Origin of the sequence: Comamonas sp. SY3 (assembly GCF_041730275.1) — a bacterium.
Taxonomy (GTDB): Bacteria; Pseudomonadota; Gammaproteobacteria; order Burkholderiales; family Burkholderiaceae_C; genus Comamonas; species Comamonas sediminis.
The window spans coordinates 40,011-58,160 of the sequence record NZ_JBGTYN010000025.1 but is presented as its reverse complement, the minus strand read 5'-3'; the positions used below and the strand labels follow the sequence as shown (position 1 = coordinate 58,160).

Here is an 18,150-nt window from a genome sequence, read left to right as displayed (position 1 = left end):
GGACATGCAGAGGATGAAAGCCTCTGGTTATACCCCTGGTTTGTGACCGCCGATGTAGGCCAACGCGAACTGCGCTGCCCTACCGGCGCTGTGAATCACTGCGCCGTGCCCCTGCCGCAGGCCTGGCCCGCCTGCAGCTGCCAGACCTGGGTGCCGCCCAGGTGCAGTGCTGGTGCAGCCGACGCCAACGGCGGCATCTGGCGTTGGGCCGCCTCGGTGCTGCCCACGACCCACAGGCGCTGCTGCGGATGCGCGCAGGCGTAGGCCTGCAAGGCCTGCGCATCCAGCAGCAGGCTATTGCCCAGCTGCGGCGCAAACTGCGCTGCATCGCTCAGCTCCTTCTTCCAGTTGTCGGCCTGCTGGCCCTCGGTGGTCCAGTCATCCACGACCAGCGGAGCTGCCATCGCAGGCAGGTAAAAAGGCACTTCGTAGTACAGGTGCTCCAGCATCACCAAGCGGTCGGCCGGCTGCACCGGCAGGCTGCGCAGTGCGCGCCACTGGGCCTTGGCAGGCACGGCCACCGTGCCCAGCACCACCGCCAAGGCCACACACAACAGCGCGGCCAGCGCGGCCGCGTGCCGGCCCCAGCGCTGCCAGCCAGCGGCCTGCACCAGGCGCACCACCGCATAGGCCAGTGGCGGCAGCGCGGGCAGCACATAGCCTACGATCTTGCTGTGCGGCACCGAGAAGAACAGCACGATGACGGCAAACCATACCAGCATCAGCCGGTCCAGGCTCTGCACCAAGGGCTGCGCCGCCTGCAGTGGCTGCGATCCGGCAACGGCCTTGCGCCGCCCACTGCGCCAGCCAGCGGCCAGCGCCCAGCCCGTCCAGGGCAACGCGGCCAGCGCAATCACGGCAACATAGAACCACCAGGGCTGGGGGTTGTTGAAGCTGCTGCCGGTGTAGCGCTGAAAGTGCTGGGTCACAAAGAAGTAGTGGAAAAAGCCACCGTGGCGCTGCTGCGCCATCCAGACCCAGGGGCCGGCAATCAGCAGCACCGGCAGCCATGCCGCTGCATGCAAAGGCAGCCACCATTGGCGCCAGCGCCGCTCCCACACCAGCCAGAGGGCCCAGACCATGCCGGGCAGCACCAGCGCAATCAGGCCCTTGGCCAGAAAGCCCAGCCCGGCCCAGACGCCGGCCGCAGCCAGCCAGCCCATCCAGGCCATGCCGCGGATGCGGCCCGTGGCCTGGCGCGCCTTCAGGGTCGCCATCGCGGCGCTGCAAATGCAGGCGGTCAGGCAGCCTGCCAACAGCATGTCCATATTGGCGTACTGCGCGGCCATATAGGTATAGGGCATCGTCACCAGCACCACCGCTGCAGCGACAGCCACCGACAGGCTGGCATAGCGCTTGAGCAACACCAACAAGGACATGGCCGCCAGCCATGCGCCCAGCAGCGACGGCAGGCGCGCCACCCATTCATGCACACCCGCAACCTGGAAGCCGGTGGCCGCCAGCCAGTAGTAAAGCGGCGGCTTGTGGAAAAACGGCAGGCCGTTGAGTGCCGGCGTCACCCAGTCGCCGCTGCGCAGCATCTGCAGCGCGGCAACGGCGTACCGCCCTTCATCCGGATCGCTGAGCGGCCGCAGCCAGGCCAGCGCCAGCAGCCACACTGCCACCAGGACCGCCATGCTGGCCTCGGTCGTCCAGGCAAAGCGGGCAGGCACCGCGCGTGCAGAAGCAAGACTGTGCATGGCTTACTCCACCGGTGCGGGCTGCGGCGATGGGCGGGGCGCTGCGGCGTCTGGCAGCGCCAGCGCAGCAGGCTCTTGCACCACCGGACCGGCATGCCGCCACAGCCAGCCATACAACAGCGCGATCACCCCGCCCAGCGCTGCGCCGGCAGCGATATCGAATGGAAAGTGCACACCGCAGTAGACACGGCCCCAGCTCACTGCCAGCGCCACCGCCACCACTGCCACGCCACCCAGGCGCAGCTGGCGCAGCCACAGCAGGCAAAAACCCAAGGTAAACAGTGCGCTGGCATGCGCGCTCGGGAGTGAGCCCCGGGCGGCATGGTCAATATAGGCGGGGCTCAGCCCCATCACGAAGGGGCGGGGATGCCCCACCCAGATGGCGAGCTGGTGCGCCAGCAGCACCGCAGCGGCGCAGCACAGCATGCTGCCCAGCAGGTACAGGCGGTCCGCCGGCCGCTTCCACCACAGCCACAGCAGCGCCGCGCCTGCCAGCGCAACGCCGTCCATGCCCAGCCAACGGGCCAGCTCCAGCACCCAGGCCGTCGGTGCAAAGCCCCCGGCCATCCATGCAAACCACTGCAGATTCCATGCATCCATCGCAAACCCCTCGCACAGAAGGCCGCTCTGGATGGGTGTTCACCCGGCACCGCGCATTCTGTAGGTTGGCACTGTCGCGGGCGGAACTTACCGATGTCTTAATGCATTAAAAAAGCGATAAAGAATTTAAATTCGGCTGTCCTGCACGACCGCGCCGGCGGCAATCGTGATCACGCGCTGGCACTGGGCGGCAATGGCCCGGTCGTGCGTGACCATGACCAAGGTCGTGCCCGCCTCGCGGTTCAGGTCCATCACCAGCTGCATCACCGCCTCGCCGGTGGCAAAGTCCAGGCTGCCGGTGGGCTCGTCGGCCAGCAGCACGGCAGGCTGCACCACAAAGGCGCGCGCCAGTGCCACGCGTTGCTGCTCGCCACCCGACAGCAGCTTGGGGTAGTGCGACAGGCGCTGGCCCAGGCCCACGCGCTCGAGCATCGCAGTCGCCTGCTTGCGGGCATCGCGCTGTCCGGCCAGCTCCAGGGGCAGCATCACGTTCTCCAGCGCTGTCAAATTGCCCATCAATTGAAAGTTCTGAAACACAAAGCCCATCGTACGCGCACGCAGCGCGGCCCGGTCATCTTCGCTCAGCGCAAACAGGTCCTGGCCAGCAATGCACACCGTGCCCACGCTGGGCGTATCCAGGCCCGCCAGGATCGACAGCAACGTGCTTTTGCCCGAGCCCGATGCACCGACAATCGCTACGGTTTCCCCTTGGGCGATGCTAAAGTCCACATCACGCAGAATGGTCAGACTGCCGGTCGAATCCGAGACCGATTTGCCCAGGCCCTGGGCCACCAACACCGCTTCAGGCGCCTGCGATTGAGAAAGCACTGCATCTGTCATGACAACCAATCTTTCCTCCAATGGTCGAGCACCCGTCACACGACGCCGGTGTCTGCGCAGCATCGTAACGGGGGCGATGATGACCTCCATCGCTATAGGTTTTACAGCACAGGCGGCTGCACCACAGGCGCCTGCCACAATTTTGGTCGTGGGCGACTCGATCAGCGCCGAATACGGCATCGCACGCGGAACGGGCTGGGTGGCGCTGCTGCAGGACAAGCTCGAAAAAAGCAAAACCGCCAACGCCTACCAGGTGCACAACGCCAGCATCAGCGGCGACACCACCGCCGGCGGCCGGGCCCGTTTTGGCCAGCTGCTGACGCAGCACAAGCCCGGCATCGTCGTGCTGGAGCTGGGCGCCAACGATGCGCTGCGCGGCCTGCCGCTGGCCAGCACCCAGGCCAACCTGGCAGCGATGGTGGACAGCGCGCAAAAGGCCGGTGCCCAGGTGCTGCTGCTGGGCATGCAGGTGCCCCCCAACTACGGCACCAAGTACACCACGGACTTTGCCCAGGTCTTCACCACCTTGGCGCGCGAGAAGAAAACCGCTGTCGTGCCCTTCTTGCTGCACGGCGTGGCCGATGTGCCCAACGCCGAGAAGAACTTCCAGGCCGACCGCATCCACCCGCTGGCCAGCGCCCACCCGCAGCTGCTCGCCAATGTCTGGCCCGAGCTGCAAAAGCTGATGAAATAAAAAAAGCCGCCAGCGCAATGCGGGCGGCATTCATGGGTTTGGCTCCACGGATCCTCTGCAAGACCCTCGCCAAGCGGGATGGACGCGGATCGCCCGAGCCCGCTTTCAGACCACGGCAGGGCGTTCTGCAGAGGGTCCCTTGCGTTCAGCCAAAGGCTTTTTGCAGCGCCTGGGCCAAATCCTGCTGCAGGTCGCTCACATCCTCCAGCCCGATCGCAAAGCGCACCACCATGCCGGGCTGCAACTGCGACTCGCCCAGCGCGCGCATGCTGCCGATCTTGTAGGGCACGACCAGGCTGACCGGGCCGCCCCAGCTGTAGGCCAGCTTGAACAGACGCAGGCTTTCGCAGAACAGGTCGATCTGCTTCTGGCCGTAGCGCGGATCGATCACCACGCTGAAAAGACCGGCTGCCGTGCCCTGCTTGCCGGCCACCGCACCAGCGCCGCACAGCTGCTGCCAATGCGCGTGGCCGGGCGATCCAGCAAACGCCGGATGCAGCAGTTGCACGACGGCGGGATGCTCGGCCATGAAGGCGGCCAGCTGCCGGGCAGCGGCATCTTGCGCGTGGTAGCGCAGCGCGATGCTGGGCAGGCTGCGCAGCACGGTTTCGATATCGTTCACCCCCACGCCCAGGCCCAGGTGCATATGCGTGGCCTGCACCTTGCGGTGCACGGCGGCATCACGGGTCACGATGGAGCCCATCAGCACATCGCCACCGCCGCTGGGGTACTTGGTGAGCGCATGCGCCGAGACATCCACGCCCAGGCGGTAGCTGCCATCGCCATCCAGGTCAAAGCAGTTGAAGGCCAGGCCCGCGCCCCAGGTGTTGTCCAGCGCCGTGGCAATGCCTTTTTGCCGGCATAGGCGCACGAGGCCCACCAGATCGGGGAACTCCATGCTGACCGAGCCGGCCGCTTCCAGCCACACCAGCCGCGTGTTGTCCTGGATCAGGCTGGCGCAGTGGTCCACACGCATCGGGTCGTAGTAGCCGACACTGACGCCATAGCGCTGCAGCTCGCTCTCGGCAAAGCCCTTGCTTGGGCCGTAGACGTTGTCGGGCAGCAGCACATGGTCACCGCTCTTGAGCAGCGCCAACCCGATCACCGAGACCGATGCCAGGCCACTGGGCACCAGCACGCAGTGGGTGCCGCCTTCCAACGTGGCAATGCGCTCTTCCAGGATATAGGTGGTGGGCGTGCCGTGCAGGCCATAGGTGAAGGCGCTCTTGTCCTTCCACTCCCAGTTGCGCATCGCCGCCACGTTCGGGAAGAACACGCTCGATGCCTTGAACACGCCGGGCTGCGGCGCGGCAAAGGGCGCATCGACCGTGTAGGGGTGGTGGATGATGCCGGTGATCGGCGCCTGGTTTTTGGGGGTGGAGCTCATAACAAAAAATGTCGGTCAGAAAACAGAACAGCTGCGGGCTATTGTGCAGCAGATAGGCTCAGCGCAAAGCCGCTGCCGCCAAGCCCAGTGCTGCGGGCTGCGCACCGGCGTCAAAGAAGCGGCTGGCCTGCAGCAGTGCGGTGCTGTTTTGCAAGGGCAGCCAGTCGCCGCCAGCGCAACGCTGCCAGGCCAGCGGCCCGGTGCCGCCCGCTTTGGTAGCGACATCCGCCAGCCAGGCATCCAGTCCGTCCACAGGTGCAGGCCACCAGCGGGCCTGCTCGCCCAGGCTGACCAGCACAGGCAGCGCTTGCACTGATGCGGCCGGCGCCATAGCCGGGGCATCCAGGGCGGCCAAGGCATCACGCGCCCAGGCACGCAGCGCTGCGCGGTAGCCCTTGTCAGGAAACTGCGCCGCCCATTGCTGGCGGTCCGCATCCATCTCGGCACCGATTGCGCTGCTGCCCAGCGCGGCGGCCATATCCAGCGCCGGCTTGCGCGCCAGTTGCTCCAGCCAGAGCCGGTAGTCCGCACTCGGCACTGCGGCATTGGGCGGGTTGACCAGCCACAGCCCTTGTACCGGCCGGCCCAGTGCCGCCAGCTGCGCCACCAGGGCCTGGGCCAGGCGCGCGGCATCGCCATGGGCGACGACGACCAGCCCCTGCTCGCCATCCAGATGCAAATGCTCGATGAGGTCCTGCAGCATCGCCAGCTGCTGCGCATCGCCCAGGCGCTGGTCCTTTTTGGGCTTGTCGCTGCGTCCCAGGCCCAGCCAATCCGGGGCCACGACGCGATCACCCCGCGCGGCCAGGCCTGCCGCCAATTCACGAAAAAGCCCTTGATGGGCCGGCATGCCGGGCAACAGCAGCCATTGCCGGGCTGCGGCGGCTGGCAGGGGGTTCTGGCCCGCGCTGTCTTTGACATGCAGGCGCAGGCCCGCCAATGCGGGCCAATCGCTGTAGAAGCAGCTGGGGCAGCCGCAATCCAGCGCCGCTGCAAACAGCGTGTCGGGCGTGCGCAGTGCGTCGTCGCGCAGCGGGTGGCTGGCCAGTGCCTGCTGCCTTTGCTGCACGCGGCGTTTGCCAAAAAATGCCGTCAGCAGCGCTGCAGCCTCGTCCGCCAACACCCCCGGGGTCACCGCGGTGTGGTGGTTCAGCGCGGCCTGCGCAAACAGGTCCAGCACCGAACCGCCGGCACCGGTGCGCGGCTCGGCAGCGCCCCAGACCACGCGGTCCAGGCGCGCATGCAGGATGGCGCCTGCACACATGGCGCAGGGCTCCAGGGTCACATACAAGGTGCAGCCCTCAAGCCGGTAATTGCCCAGGCGCTGGGCCGCATCGCGCAGGGCCTCGATCTCGGCATGGGCGCTGGGGTCATGGGCGCCAATCGGGTGGTTGAAGCCCTGGCCTACGATCTGGCCATCACGCACCACCACCGCCCCCACCGGCACTTCACCCGCCTCAGCCGCAGCGCGCGCCTGCGCCAGCGCGGCGCGCATCCAGTGCACATCGCCAGGCTGGTGGGGCAATGGGCTGCCGGTAGCGGCGGGAACGAGGCTGTCGGCCAATGCGGTCATTCTTCGGCCTGTTTCAGACGCTGGGCATCCTGCTGCAGCGCCTGGTTCAGCTGGTCCTGCACCTGCTGCTGGATCTGCCGGCTTTGTGCATTCACATCCTTGCTGGTGTCGATCTGCGGCACGGGTACGCCTTCCACGGCGGCCGGTGCAGGCGCCTTGGTCACGGCCATGTTCTGTTTCATCAACAGCGCGACAATCGCCATCACCACCAGCAACCCGGCCAAACCCAATACAGCCCGCATAGCATCCTCCCTCATTCCGCATGCGGGTCTGATTATCGCGCGGCATTGCAGCCCGTGGCCGGCAGGCCCTGGTTGGCCTGCCACAGCTGCCCAGCCAGCGCCCGGATGTCATCGGCCAGGTGCAGGCGCTGCAACCAGTGGCTTGGTATGCCCTGCTCGCCCCAGAAGGCGCCCGCTATCTGCCCGGTGATCGCCGCCGTGGTGTCGGCGTCATCGCCCAGATTTGCGGCCTCCAGCACGGCATCCTCAAAGCAGCCATGCCGGGCAAAGCACCACAGCGCCGCCTCCAGGCTGCGCACCACATAGCCCGAACCGCTGATGTCCTCCCGGCTTTTGGCCAGGTAATGGCCCTGCGCAATCTGCTGCAGCGGGGGGCTGGCCAGCCGCAGATCCGCCAGCGCCAGCACCTCGTGTTTGGGGCTGCCCTGCAGCGCGCGGGCGATCGCTACGGCCAATAGGCGGCAGGCATCCACGCACTCGGCCGCGCCGTGGGTGGTTTGCGAGCTGAGCGCCGCCTGGTCCTGCAATCGCTGCGCATCACCGCAAAAGCGCAGCGCCACAGGCGCCAGCCGCATGATCGAGCCATTGCCAGCGCTGTGCGGGTCGGTGCTGCCCGCCAGCGGATTGCCGGTGAGCAAGAACCTTTGCAAAGCTTCCCGCGTGGCCATGCCAATGTCAAAGCAATGGCCGGTGGAACTCCAGTAGCCCCACTGGTACCAGTTCGCATAGCGCGCCATCTGGTCTGCCGGGTCGCAGCCGCCCTTGGTGACCAGGCTCTCGGCCAGGCACAGCGCCATCGAGGTGTCGTCGGTCCACTGCCCCGCCCGCAGCGAGAACGGCCCCCCGCCCACCATGTCGGTCAGCGGCACAAAGCTGCCGCGCGGCTGAAACTCGACCGTGGTGCCCACCGCATCGCCACAGGCCAGGCCCAGCAATGCGCCTTGAAAGCGGTCCAGGCTGGGCGGCATCACTGGCCTCCGGCGCGCAGCTGCGCGCGCGCCGCCATGAAGAACCTGGCCCGGCGATAGGCACGCCGCGCCAGCGCGGGCCGCTGGATGGGGTTGGTGTATGTCATGTCAATTCTCTTGTCTCTCCGCCAGCCACCAGTGCGCAAACGCGGCCAGGCTGGCATGGGTGGAATGCAGTTGTTGCAATGCCGGCCCGCAGTTGGGGCTGCCCTCGGGTTCGCGCAGCACCAATGCGCGATGGATACCGTCTGGCAGGCCCGCAAAGTTCGGTAAATAGTCATCCACAAAGGCCAGCGGCTGCAGTTGGGCGAGCGCTGTCGCCTTGGGACTGCCGGAGCTGCCACCACTGCCAGTAGCGATCACCCGCTCAATCGGAAAGCCGAGGGCCCGCAGGTTGCCAAGCCTTGCCTGGGCAAACTGGGGCTGCAGGGCAGTCAGGCAGACCAGCTCAAAGCCGCCGGCCACCAGCTGCTGGCAAGCCTCTAGCGCACCGGGTACAGCAGGCAAAGCGGACCAGAACTGCACATCCAAGCCTGCACGAAACTGGTGCAGCGCCTCGCCACTCAGGCGCTCGACATCCCAGCGGTCTGCTGCCCAGTAGGCGTGGGGATTGCGCAAGGCAGGCCGGCGGCCGAAAGCGCGCTGCCAGGCACCGGCATAAGCCAGGTTGTAGTCGAGCAGCACGCCGTCAGCATCCAGCGCCAACACGCGATGGCTGCTCATGCGTCCAGCCTCTGCAGGTAGGCCACGGGTACAGCGTCAGTCAACCAGACGCCATTGTCCGAGCAATAGAACACATGGCCATCGGCGACCATGCCTGCCGCATCTACCCGCAGCAGGGCCAGCTTGCCATGGCGCCGCCCTACCGCGCCAGCCGTCTCGATGCTGGCCGACAGGTGCACATGGTGGCGCTTTTGGCGTTGCAGGCCTTGCGCCAGGATCGCGTCAAGAAAGCGGGTCGCCGTGCCATGGTAGAGCGCGTCCGGTGGGGTGCTGGGGGCCAATTGCAGCTCGACGGTGACCGAATGCCCCTGGTTGGCCCGGATGCGCTTGCCATCCGCGCTGAACGCAAAGCGCTGCTTGGCGCAGCTTGCCACCACCGCGTGCAATTGCGTCAGGCTCATGGCTTTGCCACTGCGGGCCAGGCAGGCGAGCAGTTCGTCCGTATGCGCCCAACCTGCATCATCGAGCTGCAGCCCGATGGTCTGGGGGCTGTGCCGCAGCACCAGACTGAGCAGCTTGCTGCGGCGGGTCATGGCGGCGGACTGCTCGCCGGCCTGGATGCCGTTGGTTGGTGGGTTAAAAGTCATCATCTATCTTTCTTTTGTTGTAGTTATGCATCCTTGGGAGCGCCCGCCTTCGGGCTGCTCCACGCTTTCAAGCCTTAAGTTGTATTAGGCAACTTATAAGAGTTGTACAATACAACTAGCTTTTTCATCCGTCAAGGTTTTTCTATGGCCTCCAGCACTGACAGCCTCCAACCCGTTGATTTTGAACGCCCCTACACCACGGTGGATGTGGTGATCTTCAGCGTGGTGGACGGGGCCTTGAAGGTTTTGCTGGTGCAGCGTCCGGCGTCCGGCTCGGAGCCGTTCCCGGGGCTGTGGGCGCTGCCCGGTGGCTTCGTCGATGTGGCGCAGGACAGCGATCTGCAGGCCTGCGCCCACCGCAAGCTGCGCGAGAAGACCAATGTCGCCAGCCCCTACCTGGAGCAGCTGGGCAGCTGGGGCGGCCGCAGCCGGGACCCGCGTGGCTGGTCGGCCACCCATGTCTACTTTGCGTTGATTGCTGCGCAGCCGCTGACCTTGGCCAAGGGCGCCAATGCGGCCGATGTGGCCTGGTTCGAGGTCGATGCGCTCGGCGGCGAGCCGGCACTCGCCTTTGACCACAGCGAGATCCTGCGCGCTGCGGTCGAGCGCCTGCGCGGCAAGGTGGAGTACACCTCGCTGCCCGCCTTTTTGCTGCCCGAGCCCTTTACGCTGCCCCAGCTGCAGCAGGTGTACGAGACGGTGCTGGGCCGGCCGGTGGACAAGAGCGGCTTTCGCACCCGCATGCTGGCGGCGCAGTTTCTGCATGAGGCCGGACATGTCGCGGGCCCCTCCAACCGCCCGGCGATGGGCTACCGCCTGGCCGACCGCAGCGCGCCGGTGGTGTTTCCGCGCACCTTCAGCCCGCGCGGCTGAACGAGGCTGCCAGGGTGCTTGGGCTGGCACGGCAGTCAGCTTATCGCCCAGCAACGAAGGCATAGTGCAGCGACCTGAGATAATCCGGCCCCTATGTCCCTCCTGCCCCACCAGCTCGAACTGCTCTCCCCGGCCCGTGATGCCGATATCGGTATGGAAGCCATCAACCATGGCGCCGATGCCGTCTATATCGGAGGTCCGGCCTTTGGCGCACGCGCCACGGCGGGCAATGACATCCGCGACCTGGAGCGCCTGATCAACCACGCGCACCGCTTTGGCAGCCGCATCTTCATCACGCTCAACACCATCCTGCGCGATGATGAGCTCGAAGGCGCGCGCCAGATGGCCTGGCAGGTATATGAGGCCGGCGCCGATGCGCTGATCATCCAGGACATGGGCCTGCTGGAGCTGGACCTGCCCCCGATCCAGTTGCATGCCTCCACCCAGAGCGATATCCGCACGCCCGAGAAAGCCCGCTTTCTGCAGGATGCCGGCCTGTCGCAGATCGTGGTGGCGCGTGAGCTGGATCTGAAACAGATTGCCGCCGTGCGTGCCGCGACCGACCCGGCGCGCACGACGATTGAATTCTTTGTCCATGGCGCCTTGTGCGTGGCCTATTCGGGCCAGTGCTACATCACCCACGCCCACACGGGCCGCAGCGCCAACCGGGGCGATTGCAACCAGGCCTGCCGCCTGCCCTATGAGGTGCTGGACGCCCAGGGCCGCATCATTGCGCATGAAAAGCATGTGCTGTCGATGAAGGACAACAACCAGAGCGACAACCTGCGCGCGCTGATCGATGCCGGTGTGCGCAGCTTCAAGATCGAGGGGCGCTACAAGGACATGGGCTATGTGAAGAACATCACCGCCCACTACCGCAAGCTGCTCGACGAGATCATCGAGGAGCGCGAGTTCTCGGATGCGCCACTGGCACGCTCGTCGTCGGGCCGCACCAGCTTCAGCTTCACGCCCGACCCGGACCAGAACTTCAACCGCGAGTTCACCGACTACTTCGTCAATGGCCGCAAGGACGATATCGGCGCCTTTGACACCCCCAAGACGCCGGGCCGTGCGATCGGCTGGGTCACCAAGGTGGGCGAGAACTTTGTCGAGCTCGAAGCCTCCAGCCGCGACACCGTGCTGCACAACGGCGATGGCCTGTGCTACTACGACCTGCAAAAAGAGCTGGTCGGCATGCAGATCAACCGCGCCGAATCGGTGGATGCGAAGAAATCGCTGTGGCGCGTATTCCCCAAGGACCCGATCGCCGGCTTCAAGGACCTGCGCAAGGGCCTGGAAGTGAACCGCAACCGCGACATGGCCTGGGTGCGCACGCTGGACAAGAAATCCAGCGAGCGCCGCATTGGCCTGTGGGCCCAGCTCAGCCAGACCCCGGACGGCTTTGCACTGATCCTGACCGACGAGGACGGCTTTGTCGGCAGCGCCAGCCTGGTGCAGCCGCACCAGCCCGCCACCGACAGCGAACGGGCCGAGGCGACCTTGCGCGACCAGCTCGGCCGTTTTGGCGCAACGATCTTCTCGGTGCATGACATCAGCCTGCAGCTGGACCAGCCCTGGTTCATTCCGGCTTCGGCGCTGAACCAGCTGCGCCGCGATGCGGTGGCCGCGCTGGAAGCGGCCCGCGAGGCCGGCTTTGTGCGCCTGCCGCGCGCGCTGCCGGTGGAGCCACCGGTACCCTTCCCGGAAGACACCTTGACCTACCTGTCCAACGTGTTCAACCAGAAGGCGCATGACTTCTATGTGAAGCATGGCGTCAAGGTGATCGACGCGGCCTACGAGAGCAAGGAAGAGGAAGGCGAAGTCTCGCTGATGATCACCAAGCACTGCGTGCGCTTCTCGATGAGCCTCTGCCCCAAGCAGGCCAAGGGTGTCATCGGCGTCAAGGGCACCATCAAGGCTGAGCCGCTGCAGCTGATCAATGGCAAGGAAAAGCTGACCCTGCGCTTTGACTGCAAGCCCTGCGAAATGCATGTGGTGGGCAAGATGAAGCGCTCGGTGATCAACCAGCATGCCAAGGAGATGCAGGAGTTCCCGATGCATTTCTATCGCACCCGGCCTGCGGTGGTGCGCAGCTGATCGCCGCTGCTGGCCTGCGCCCATAAAAAAAGCTGCAAGAGCTTCGCTCTGCAGCTTTATTTTCACCAAGGTCCAGGCACCGAGGTCAATCCTTGGCCTGGCTGCCCGCAATGGGCAGTCCCTTGATAAAACCGGTCACGCGCCGGACTCGGCGCTCTCGCGCGACTCCAGCGCGCGATTGATCCCCAGCGCAGCCAACGTACAGATGGCACCCGACAGCAGGTACAGGCAGACGGCGATCAGGCCGAACTTGGCCGACAGCCCCAGAGCCACCAGCGGTGCAAACGCAGCACCCACCAGCCAGGCCATGTCGGTGGACAGCGCGGCCCCGGTGTAGCGGTAACGGGCGGAGAAGTTGGCAGTGACCGTACCCGAGGACTGGCCGTAGGACAGGCCCAGCAGCACAAAGCCGACAATGATGAAGATGTTGTTACCGGTGACGCCGCTGGACAGCAGCTTCGGTGTGGCCAGGCTGAACAGTGCAATCAACACGGCCATCGCACCCAAGGTATTGCGCCGGCCAAAGCGGTCTGCCAGCGTGCCCGAGGCCACAATGGCCAGCGCCGCACAGAAGGCGCCCAGTATCTGCACGCCCAGCACATGCGTGATGGGCTGCTGGGAGTACAGCGAAATCCAGGACAGCGGAAACACCGTGACCAGATGGAACAGCGCAAAGCTGGCCAGCGCGGCAAACGCACCGATGGCCACGTGGCTGCCTTCCTCGTCAATCAGGCGGGTGACGCTGACAGGCTCCAGCTCCCGCTCCTGCATGGCCTGGGTGTAGGTCTGGCCCAGCACCAGCTGCAGCCGCGCAAACAAGGCCACCACGTTCACCGCAAAGGCGACATAGAACGGATAGCGCCAGCCGAAGCTGAGAAACTCGGCCTTCGACAGCGCGCTGTACAAGTAGGCAAACAGACCGGCCGCCAGCACAAAGCCCAGCGGCGCACCCAGCTGCCCAATCATCGCGTACCAGCCTCGGCGGTTGCTGGGGGCATTCATCGCCAGCAGCGATGGCAGCCCGTCCCAGGAGCCGCCCAGCGCCAGCCCCTGGGCAAAGCGAAACAGCGCCAGCAGCCAGATGGCCGTACGGCCCAGCACGTCATACCCGGGTAAAAAGGCGATGCCGACCGTGGAGACACCGAGCAGGAACAAAGCCACGGTCATCTTGGCGGCCCGGCCCCAGCGGCGCTGGATGGCCATCGAAATCGCAGTGCCCACCGGTCGGGCAATGAAGGCGATTGCAAAGACCGCAAACGACAGCAAAGTGCCGTTCAGCTGAGAGAAATTGGGGAAGAAAACGCTTGGAAAGACCAAGACGGCCGCTATACCAAATACGAAAAAGTCGAAGTACTCTGACGAACGGCCGATAATAACGCCGACCGCGATCTCGCCAGGTGTTACATCTTCGTCAGAATGGGCACGGGAATGGGGATCAGCACCGGGGGTGCCGCCGACAGGAGATGCTGTGTAACCGAGACTACTCATACAAAAGCTCCTTCCTCAAGCTGTTACCGGCCTGCTGAGACCGTACCTTCACCAGGAGCCTAGCTGGGTACTTTCTGAGAGGGCGTAGGACAAAATGTCCAATCGACAGGCCTGCCTCTAGCATTTACATTTGGGGGGATTTTGCAATCCATGTTTATACCTAAGCGCGCTTGCCGTGCCCTTTCGCATGCCTGATCTCAAAAAACTTCGCGGGCCTTCACGGCTCGTTGCGGCGTTACTGGTTGCCGCCAGCCTTGCAGGCTGTAATACCGTTGTCCTCAACCCTGCGGGAGACGTGGCGGCGCAGTCCGGCAATCTGGTGATCATCGCCACGTTGCTGATGCTGATCATCATCGTTCCGGTGATCGTGCTGATCCTGCTCTTCGCGTTCAAGTACCGCGAAAGCAATGAGCCCGCGGACTACGATCCCGAATGGCACCACTCCACGGTGCTGGAGCTGGTGATCTGGTCGGTACCGCTGTTGATCATCATCGCGCTGGGCGCGCTGACCTGGATCTACACCCACAAGCTCGATCCCTACCGCCCTCTGGACCGCATTGACGCCAACCGCCCTCTGGCCGCTGACGTCAAGCTGCTCGAAGTGGAAGTGGTGGCGATGGACTGGAAGTGGCTCTTCATCTACCCAGAGCAAGGCATTGCGACCGTCAACGAGCTGGCTGCACCTGTCGACCGCCCTATCCGCTTCAAGCTGACGGCGACCACGACGATGAATGCTTTCTACGTTCCTGACCTGGCAGGCATGATTTATGCCATGCCTTCGATGCAGACGCAGCTGAACGCCGTGATCAACAAGCCCGGTGTGTACAAGGGCATGAGCTCGCACTACAGCGGCTCGGGTTTTGCCGGTATGACCTTCAAGTTCCATGGCCTGAGCAATGGCGATTTCGACGCCTGGGTGCAAAAGGCCAAGACCGAAGGCGCTACCTTGGACCGCGCCGAATACGTGAAGCTGGAAAAGCCCAGCGAGCGCGATCCGGTCCGTTTGTTCGGCACCGTTGACAACACCCTGTACCACGCCGTGCTCAACCGCTGCGTTGAAGCCGGCAAGATGTGCATGGACGAGATCATGGCCAAGGATGCCATGGCCAACATCAAGGCCCGTGCAGCTGCAGGCAAGAGTGTTTCGCTGATCCCTGAAGACGACGTGTGCACGGTGGCCAACGCCCCTGCGGTGGTCGCCTCCCTGGGCGAGCAGGCGCCTGGCACCCCCGTGGCGCAGTAACCCCATCGAGAATTTTCAAAGAGACTCAATATGTCCGTAGCTACAAACGTAAGCCATGACCCGCTCCTCGGGCGGCTGACATGGAATGACATACCGATGGTGCATGAGCCCATCGTGTTGTGGACCTTCATTGCCGTGGTCCTGGGCGGCCTCGTCGTCTTCGCCGGTATCACCAAGTTCAAGCTTTGGGGTCCGCTGTGGAAGAACTGGATCTGCTCCATCGACCACAAGAACATCGGGATCATGTACATGATCCTCGGCCTGGTCATGTTCCTGCGCGGCTTTGCCGATGCGATCATGATGCGTGGCCAGCAGGCGCTGGCTGCCGGTGAATCGATGGGCTACCTGCCTCCGCACCACTACGACCAGATCTTCACCGCCCACGGCGTGATCATGATCTTCTTCGTGGCTATGCCTTTTGTGACCGGCTTGATGAACTACCTGGTGCCGCTGCAAATCGGTGCGCGTGACGTGGCCTTCCCGTTCCTGAACAACTTTAGCTTCTGGATGACCACCTCCGGTGCCGTGCTGGTGATGGCCTCGCTGTTCGTCGGTGAGTTCTCCACCCTGGGCTGGCTGGCACTGTCGGGTCTGGGCGAGTACCACCCGGGCGTCGGTCTGGATTACTACATCTGGGCGCTGCAGATTGCCGGTGTCGGGACGACCTTGTCCGGTATCAACCTGATCGTGACCATCATCAAGATGCGCGCACCTGGCATGAACCTGATGAAGATGCCTATCTTCACCTGGACCTCGCTGTGCACCAACGCGCTGATCGTGGCCTCGTTCCCGATCCTGACCGCCGTGCTGGTGCTGATGACCCTGGACCGCTACGTCGGCACCAACTTCTTCACCAACGAGCTGGGCGGCAACCCCATGCTGTACGTGAACCTGATCTGGATCTGGGGCCACCCTGAGGTCTACATCCTGATCCTGCCTGCGTTCGGCGTGTTCTCCGAAATCGTCGCCACCTTCTCGCGCAAGCGCCTGTTCGGCTACACCTCGATGGTGTATGCGACCGTCTGTATCACCATCCTGTCCTGGCTGGTGTGGCTGCACCACTTCTTCACGATGGGGTCCGGTGCCAGCGTGAACTCGTTCTTCGGCATCACGACGATGATCATCTCGATCCCGACCGGCGCCAAGATCTTCAACTGGCTGTTCACGATGTACCGTGGCCGCATCAAGTTCACCGTGCCCATGCTGTGGACCGTGGGCTTCATGCTGACCTTCACCATCGGTGGTATGACCGGTGTGCTGCTGGCCGTGCCGCCTGCTGACTTCGTGCTGCACAACTCGCTGTTCCTGATCGCCCACTTCCACAACGTGATCATTGGTGGCGTGGTGTTTGCCGTGTTTGCCGGTATCAACTACTGGTACCCCAAGGCCTTCGGCTATCGCCTCGACGAGTTCTGGGGCAAGGCGTCGTTCTGGTTCTGGTTCATCGGTTTCTGGGTGGCCTTCACCCCGCTGTACGTGCTGGGCCTGATGGGTGTGACCCGCCGTGTCAACCACTACGAAGACACCTCGCTGCAGATCTGGTTCATCATCGCTGCGTTCGGCGCCGTGCTGATCGCTCTGGGTATCGCGTGCTTCTTCATCCAGTTGTTCGTCAGCTACCTCAAGCGCGACCAGCTGCGTGACGTGACCGGTGACTGCTGGAACGGCCGTACGCTGGAATGGGCGACCTCTTCGCCTCCTCCTCAGTACAACTTCGCCTTCACGCCAGCGGTGCATGACAGCGACGCCTGGTGGGACATGAAGAAGCACGGCTTCAAGCGCAAGCTCGACGGTTTCGTGGAAATCCACATGCCCAAGAACACCGGCGCAGGCTTCGTGATCTCGATGATCGCCCTGGTCTTCGGCTTTGCCATGATCTGGCACATGTGGTGGCTGGCGGGTCTGAGCTTTGCCGGCATCGTGTTGGCCTCGATCATCCACACCTTCAACTACAAGCGTGACTACTACATCCCTGCAACGCAGGTAGCAGCCACCGAAGAAGAACGTACCCAACTGTTGGCCCGCCATGTCTAATCACAACACACTCGCTGGGGCGCCCGGCGCCCTGAACCGCGACTACTTCCTCAAGGAAGAGCCGCATGTTGAAAATGGCACCGCTCTGGGCTTCTGGCTCTACCTGATGAGCGACTGCCTGATCTTTGCAGCCCTCTTCGCCACCTACGGCGCGCTGGGCCGCAACTATGCCGGCGGCGCCGGTGGTGCCGAGCTGTTCGACCTGAGCCTGGTGGCCATCAACACGGCATTGCTGCTGTTCTCGTCCATCACCTTCGGCTTTGCGATGCTGGCCAAGCAAAAGGGCTCGGTCAAGGGCACCGTCGTCTGGCTGATCATCACCGGCCTGTTCGGTGCGGGCTTCCTGGGCGTGGAACTGTATGAGTTCCACCACCTGATCCATGAGGGCGCTGGCCCGCAAAGCAGCGCTGCGATGTCGGCCTTCTTTGCACTGGTGGGCACCCACGGTCTGCACGTGACCTTCGGTCTGGTGTGGCTGGTGGTGCTGCTGCTGCAAATCGGCAAGCACGGCCTGACCCGTGAGAACAACCGCCGCCTGATGTGCCTGTCGATGTTCTGGCACTTCTTGGACGTGGTCTGGATCGGCGTCTTCTCCTTCGTTTATCTGATCGGAGTGCTGTAAATGAGCGCACAACACCACCACGCTGCACACGGCCATGACGACCACCACGGTCATGACGATGGCCCGCACAGCACCTTCTCGGGCTACATGATCGGCTTTTTCCTGTCGATCATCCTGACGGCCATCCCCTTTGCCGTGGTCATGGGCGATGTGTTTGAGAACCGCACCACCACCGTCGTCGTGATCGCCTTCTTCGCAGTCGTGCAGATCATCGTGCACATGATCTATTTCCTGCACATGAACGGCAAGGTCGAAGGCGGCTGGACCCTGATGTCCACGATCTTCACCATCGTGTTCGTGGCCGTGACCCTGGCCGGTACCTTGTGGGTCATGTACCACATGAACACCAACATGATGCCGGGCCACAACCACAGCCCCACGGTCGTGAACCCGCAGCAACCTGCCGGCGAAGGCCACACCAACCACTAAGCTGTTTTGACCAACGAAACGCAACGGAATGCACCGGGTCTGCCCCGGCA

17 protein-coding genes are annotated in these 18,150 nt (G+C 64.1%); 7 read left to right on the top strand and 10 right to left on the bottom strand.

The features are described 5' to 3' along the window. Window positions 1-95: 95 nt before the first annotated feature. The 3 genes from ACCQ08_RS22315 to ACCQ08_RS22305 form a co-directional block, all read right to left on the bottom strand. Window positions 96-1,700, bottom strand: a complete 1,605-nt coding sequence (locus ACCQ08_RS22315) for an ArnT family glycosyltransferase (protein WP_373451034.1) — start codon at window positions 1,698-1,700, stop codon at window positions 96-98. A 3-nt stretch (window positions 1,701-1,703) separates the two neighbouring features. Beyond that, window positions 1,704-2,300, bottom strand: coding sequence for a phosphatase PAP2 family protein (locus ACCQ08_RS22310; protein WP_373451033.1), 597 nt, complete (start codon window positions 2,298-2,300; stop codon window positions 1,704-1,706). 126 nt (window positions 2,301-2,426) lie between these two features. Continuing rightward, on the bottom strand, window positions 2,427-3,140 hold the full coding sequence (locus tag ACCQ08_RS22305; RefSeq protein ID WP_312835949.1) for an ABC transporter ATP-binding protein: 714 nt from the start codon (window positions 3,138-3,140) through the stop codon (window positions 2,427-2,429). A 79-nt stretch (window positions 3,141-3,219) separates the two neighbouring features. On the opposite strand from ACCQ08_RS22305, the gene ACCQ08_RS22300 reads away from it, so the two are divergent. Continuing rightward, window positions 3,220-3,834 (top strand): arylesterase, encoded by a 615-nt coding sequence (locus ACCQ08_RS22300; protein WP_312415481.1) that lies wholly within the window; start codon window positions 3,220-3,222, stop codon window positions 3,832-3,834. A gap of 145 nt (window positions 3,835-3,979) precedes the next feature. Here ACCQ08_RS22300 and ACCQ08_RS22295 read toward each other — a convergent pair whose 3' ends face one another. From ACCQ08_RS22295 to ACCQ08_RS22270, 6 genes are all read right to left on the bottom strand, one after another. Further along, window positions 3,980-5,221, bottom strand: a complete 1,242-nt coding sequence (locus ACCQ08_RS22295) for a PLP-dependent transferase (protein WP_373451032.1) — start codon at window positions 5,219-5,221, stop codon at window positions 3,980-3,982. A gap of 58 nt (window positions 5,222-5,279) precedes the next feature. After that, window positions 5,280-6,794: a tRNA adenosine(34) deaminase TadA gene (gene tadA / locus ACCQ08_RS22290; RefSeq protein ID WP_373451031.1), complete on the bottom strand. Its 1,515-nt coding sequence runs from the start codon at window positions 6,792-6,794 to the stop codon at window positions 5,280-5,282. After that, entirely contained in the window at window positions 6,791-7,036 is a 246-nt protein-coding gene (locus tag ACCQ08_RS22285; RefSeq protein WP_373451030.1) for a hypothetical protein, read from the bottom strand. Before ACCQ08_RS22285 ends, tadA begins: the two co-directional genes overlap by 4 nt. A gap of 32 nt (window positions 7,037-7,068) precedes the next feature. Next, a complete protein-coding gene (locus ACCQ08_RS22280) occupies window positions 7,069-8,004 on the bottom strand; it encodes an ADP-ribosylglycohydrolase family protein (protein WP_373451029.1) in 936 nt (311 codons plus the stop codon). A 108-nt stretch (window positions 8,005-8,112) separates the two neighbouring features. Then, window positions 8,113-8,727 carry an HAD family hydrolase gene (locus tag ACCQ08_RS22275; RefSeq protein ID WP_373451028.1) on the bottom strand — a complete coding sequence of 205 codons (615 nt, stop codon included), beginning with the start codon at window positions 8,725-8,727 and terminating at the stop codon, window positions 8,113-8,115. Next, complete coding sequence (locus ACCQ08_RS22270; RefSeq protein WP_373451027.1) at window positions 8,724-9,317, bottom strand: RNA 2'-phosphotransferase; 594 nt, start codon at window positions 9,315-9,317, stop codon at window positions 8,724-8,726. Before ACCQ08_RS22270 ends, ACCQ08_RS22275 begins: the two co-directional genes overlap by 4 nt. A gap of 141 nt (window positions 9,318-9,458) precedes the next feature. Here ACCQ08_RS22270 and ACCQ08_RS22265 point away from each other — a divergent pair, with 141 nt between their 5' ends. Continuing rightward, window positions 9,459-10,187 carry an NUDIX domain-containing protein gene (locus ACCQ08_RS22265; RefSeq protein ID WP_373451026.1) on the top strand — a complete coding sequence of 243 codons (729 nt, stop codon included), beginning with the start codon at window positions 9,459-9,461 and terminating at the stop codon, window positions 10,185-10,187. Window positions 10,188-10,280: 93 nt separating this feature from the next. Then, complete coding sequence (locus ACCQ08_RS22260) at window positions 10,281-12,284, top strand: U32 family peptidase (RefSeq protein WP_373451025.1); 2,004 nt, start codon at window positions 10,281-10,283, stop codon at window positions 12,282-12,284. 135 nt (window positions 12,285-12,419) lie between these two features. On the opposite strand, the gene ACCQ08_RS22255 is transcribed toward ACCQ08_RS22260, so the two are convergent. After that, the gene (locus tag ACCQ08_RS22255) at window positions 12,420-13,772 is read right to left on the bottom strand and encodes an MFS transporter (RefSeq protein WP_239808721.1); all 1,353 of its coding nucleotides are present in this window, start codon (window positions 13,770-13,772) and stop codon (window positions 12,420-12,422) included. Between the two features lie 187 nt (window positions 13,773-13,959). Between ACCQ08_RS22255 and cyoA the strand changes: the two genes are divergently transcribed. From cyoA to cyoD, 4 genes are read left to right on the top strand one after another with little or no spacing between them, the layout of a single operon-like run. Next, window positions 13,960-15,015 carry a ubiquinol oxidase subunit II gene (gene cyoA, locus ACCQ08_RS22250; protein WP_373451024.1) on the top strand — a complete coding sequence of 352 codons (1,056 nt, stop codon included), beginning with the start codon at window positions 13,960-13,962 and terminating at the stop codon, window positions 15,013-15,015. Window positions 15,016-15,045: 30 nt separating this feature from the next. Further along, window positions 15,046-17,049 carry a cytochrome o ubiquinol oxidase subunit I gene (gene cyoB / locus ACCQ08_RS22245; protein ID WP_312460241.1) on the top strand — a complete coding sequence of 668 codons (2,004 nt, stop codon included), beginning with the start codon at window positions 15,046-15,048 and terminating at the stop codon, window positions 17,047-17,049. Next, the gene (gene cyoC, locus ACCQ08_RS22240; RefSeq protein WP_239808723.1) at window positions 17,042-17,671 is read left to right on the top strand and encodes a cytochrome o ubiquinol oxidase subunit III; all 630 of its coding nucleotides are present in this window, start codon (window positions 17,042-17,044) and stop codon (window positions 17,669-17,671) included. The genes cyoB and cyoC overlap by 8 nt, the downstream gene beginning before the upstream one ends. After that, window positions 17,672-18,100, top strand: a complete 429-nt coding sequence (gene cyoD, locus ACCQ08_RS22235; RefSeq protein WP_239808724.1) for a cytochrome o ubiquinol oxidase subunit IV — start codon at window positions 17,672-17,674, stop codon at window positions 18,098-18,100. Window positions 18,101-18,150 lie beyond the last annotated feature (50 nt).

Excerpts from the sequence above, each read along its gene's own strand:
- ACCQ08_RS22315 (WP_373451034.1), bottom strand. The coding sequence starts at position 1,700 with ATGCACAGTCTTGCTTCTGCACGCGCGGTGCCTGCCCGCTTTGCCTGG.
- ACCQ08_RS22310 (WP_373451033.1), bottom strand. The coding sequence starts at position 2,300 with ATGGATGCATGGAATCTGCAGTGGTTTGCATGGATGGCCGGGGGCTTT.
- ACCQ08_RS22305 (WP_312835949.1), bottom strand. The coding sequence starts at position 3,140 with ATGACAGATGCAGTGCTTTCTCAATCGCAGGCGCCTGAAGCGGTGTTG.
- ACCQ08_RS22300 (WP_312415481.1), top strand. The coding sequence starts at position 3,220 with ATGACCTCCATCGCTATAGGTTTTACAGCACAGGCGGCTGCACCACAG.
- ACCQ08_RS22295 (WP_373451032.1), bottom strand. The coding sequence starts at position 5,221 with ATGAGCTCCACCCCCAAAAACCAGGCGCCGATCACCGGCATCATCCAC.
- tadA (WP_373451031.1), bottom strand. The coding sequence starts at position 6,794 with ATGACCGCATTGGCCGACAGCCTCGTTCCCGCCGCTACCGGCAGCCCA.
- ACCQ08_RS22285 (WP_373451030.1), bottom strand. The coding sequence starts at position 7,036 with ATGCGGGCTGTATTGGGTTTGGCCGGGTTGCTGGTGGTGATGGCGATT.
- ACCQ08_RS22280 (WP_373451029.1), bottom strand. The coding sequence starts at position 8,004 with ATGCCGCCCAGCCTGGACCGCTTTCAAGGCGCATTGCTGGGCCTGGCC.
- ACCQ08_RS22275 (WP_373451028.1), bottom strand. The coding sequence starts at position 8,727 with ATGAGCAGCCATCGCGTGTTGGCGCTGGATGCTGACGGCGTGCTGCTC.
- ACCQ08_RS22270 (WP_373451027.1), bottom strand. The coding sequence starts at position 9,317 with ATGATGACTTTTAACCCACCAACCAACGGCATCCAGGCCGGCGAGCAG.
- ACCQ08_RS22265 (WP_373451026.1), top strand. The coding sequence starts at position 9,459 with ATGGCCTCCAGCACTGACAGCCTCCAACCCGTTGATTTTGAACGCCCC.
- ACCQ08_RS22260 (WP_373451025.1), top strand. The coding sequence starts at position 10,281 with ATGTCCCTCCTGCCCCACCAGCTCGAACTGCTCTCCCCGGCCCGTGAT.
- ACCQ08_RS22255 (WP_239808721.1), bottom strand. The coding sequence starts at position 13,772 with ATGAGTAGTCTCGGTTACACAGCATCTCCTGTCGGCGGCACCCCCGGT.
- cyoA (WP_373451024.1), top strand. The coding sequence starts at position 13,960 with ATGCCTGATCTCAAAAAACTTCGCGGGCCTTCACGGCTCGTTGCGGCG.
- cyoB (WP_312460241.1), top strand. The coding sequence starts at position 15,046 with ATGTCCGTAGCTACAAACGTAAGCCATGACCCGCTCCTCGGGCGGCTG.
- cyoC (WP_239808723.1), top strand. The coding sequence starts at position 17,042 with ATGTCTAATCACAACACACTCGCTGGGGCGCCCGGCGCCCTGAACCGC.
- cyoD (WP_239808724.1), top strand. The coding sequence starts at position 17,672 with ATGAGCGCACAACACCACCACGCTGCACACGGCCATGACGACCACCAC.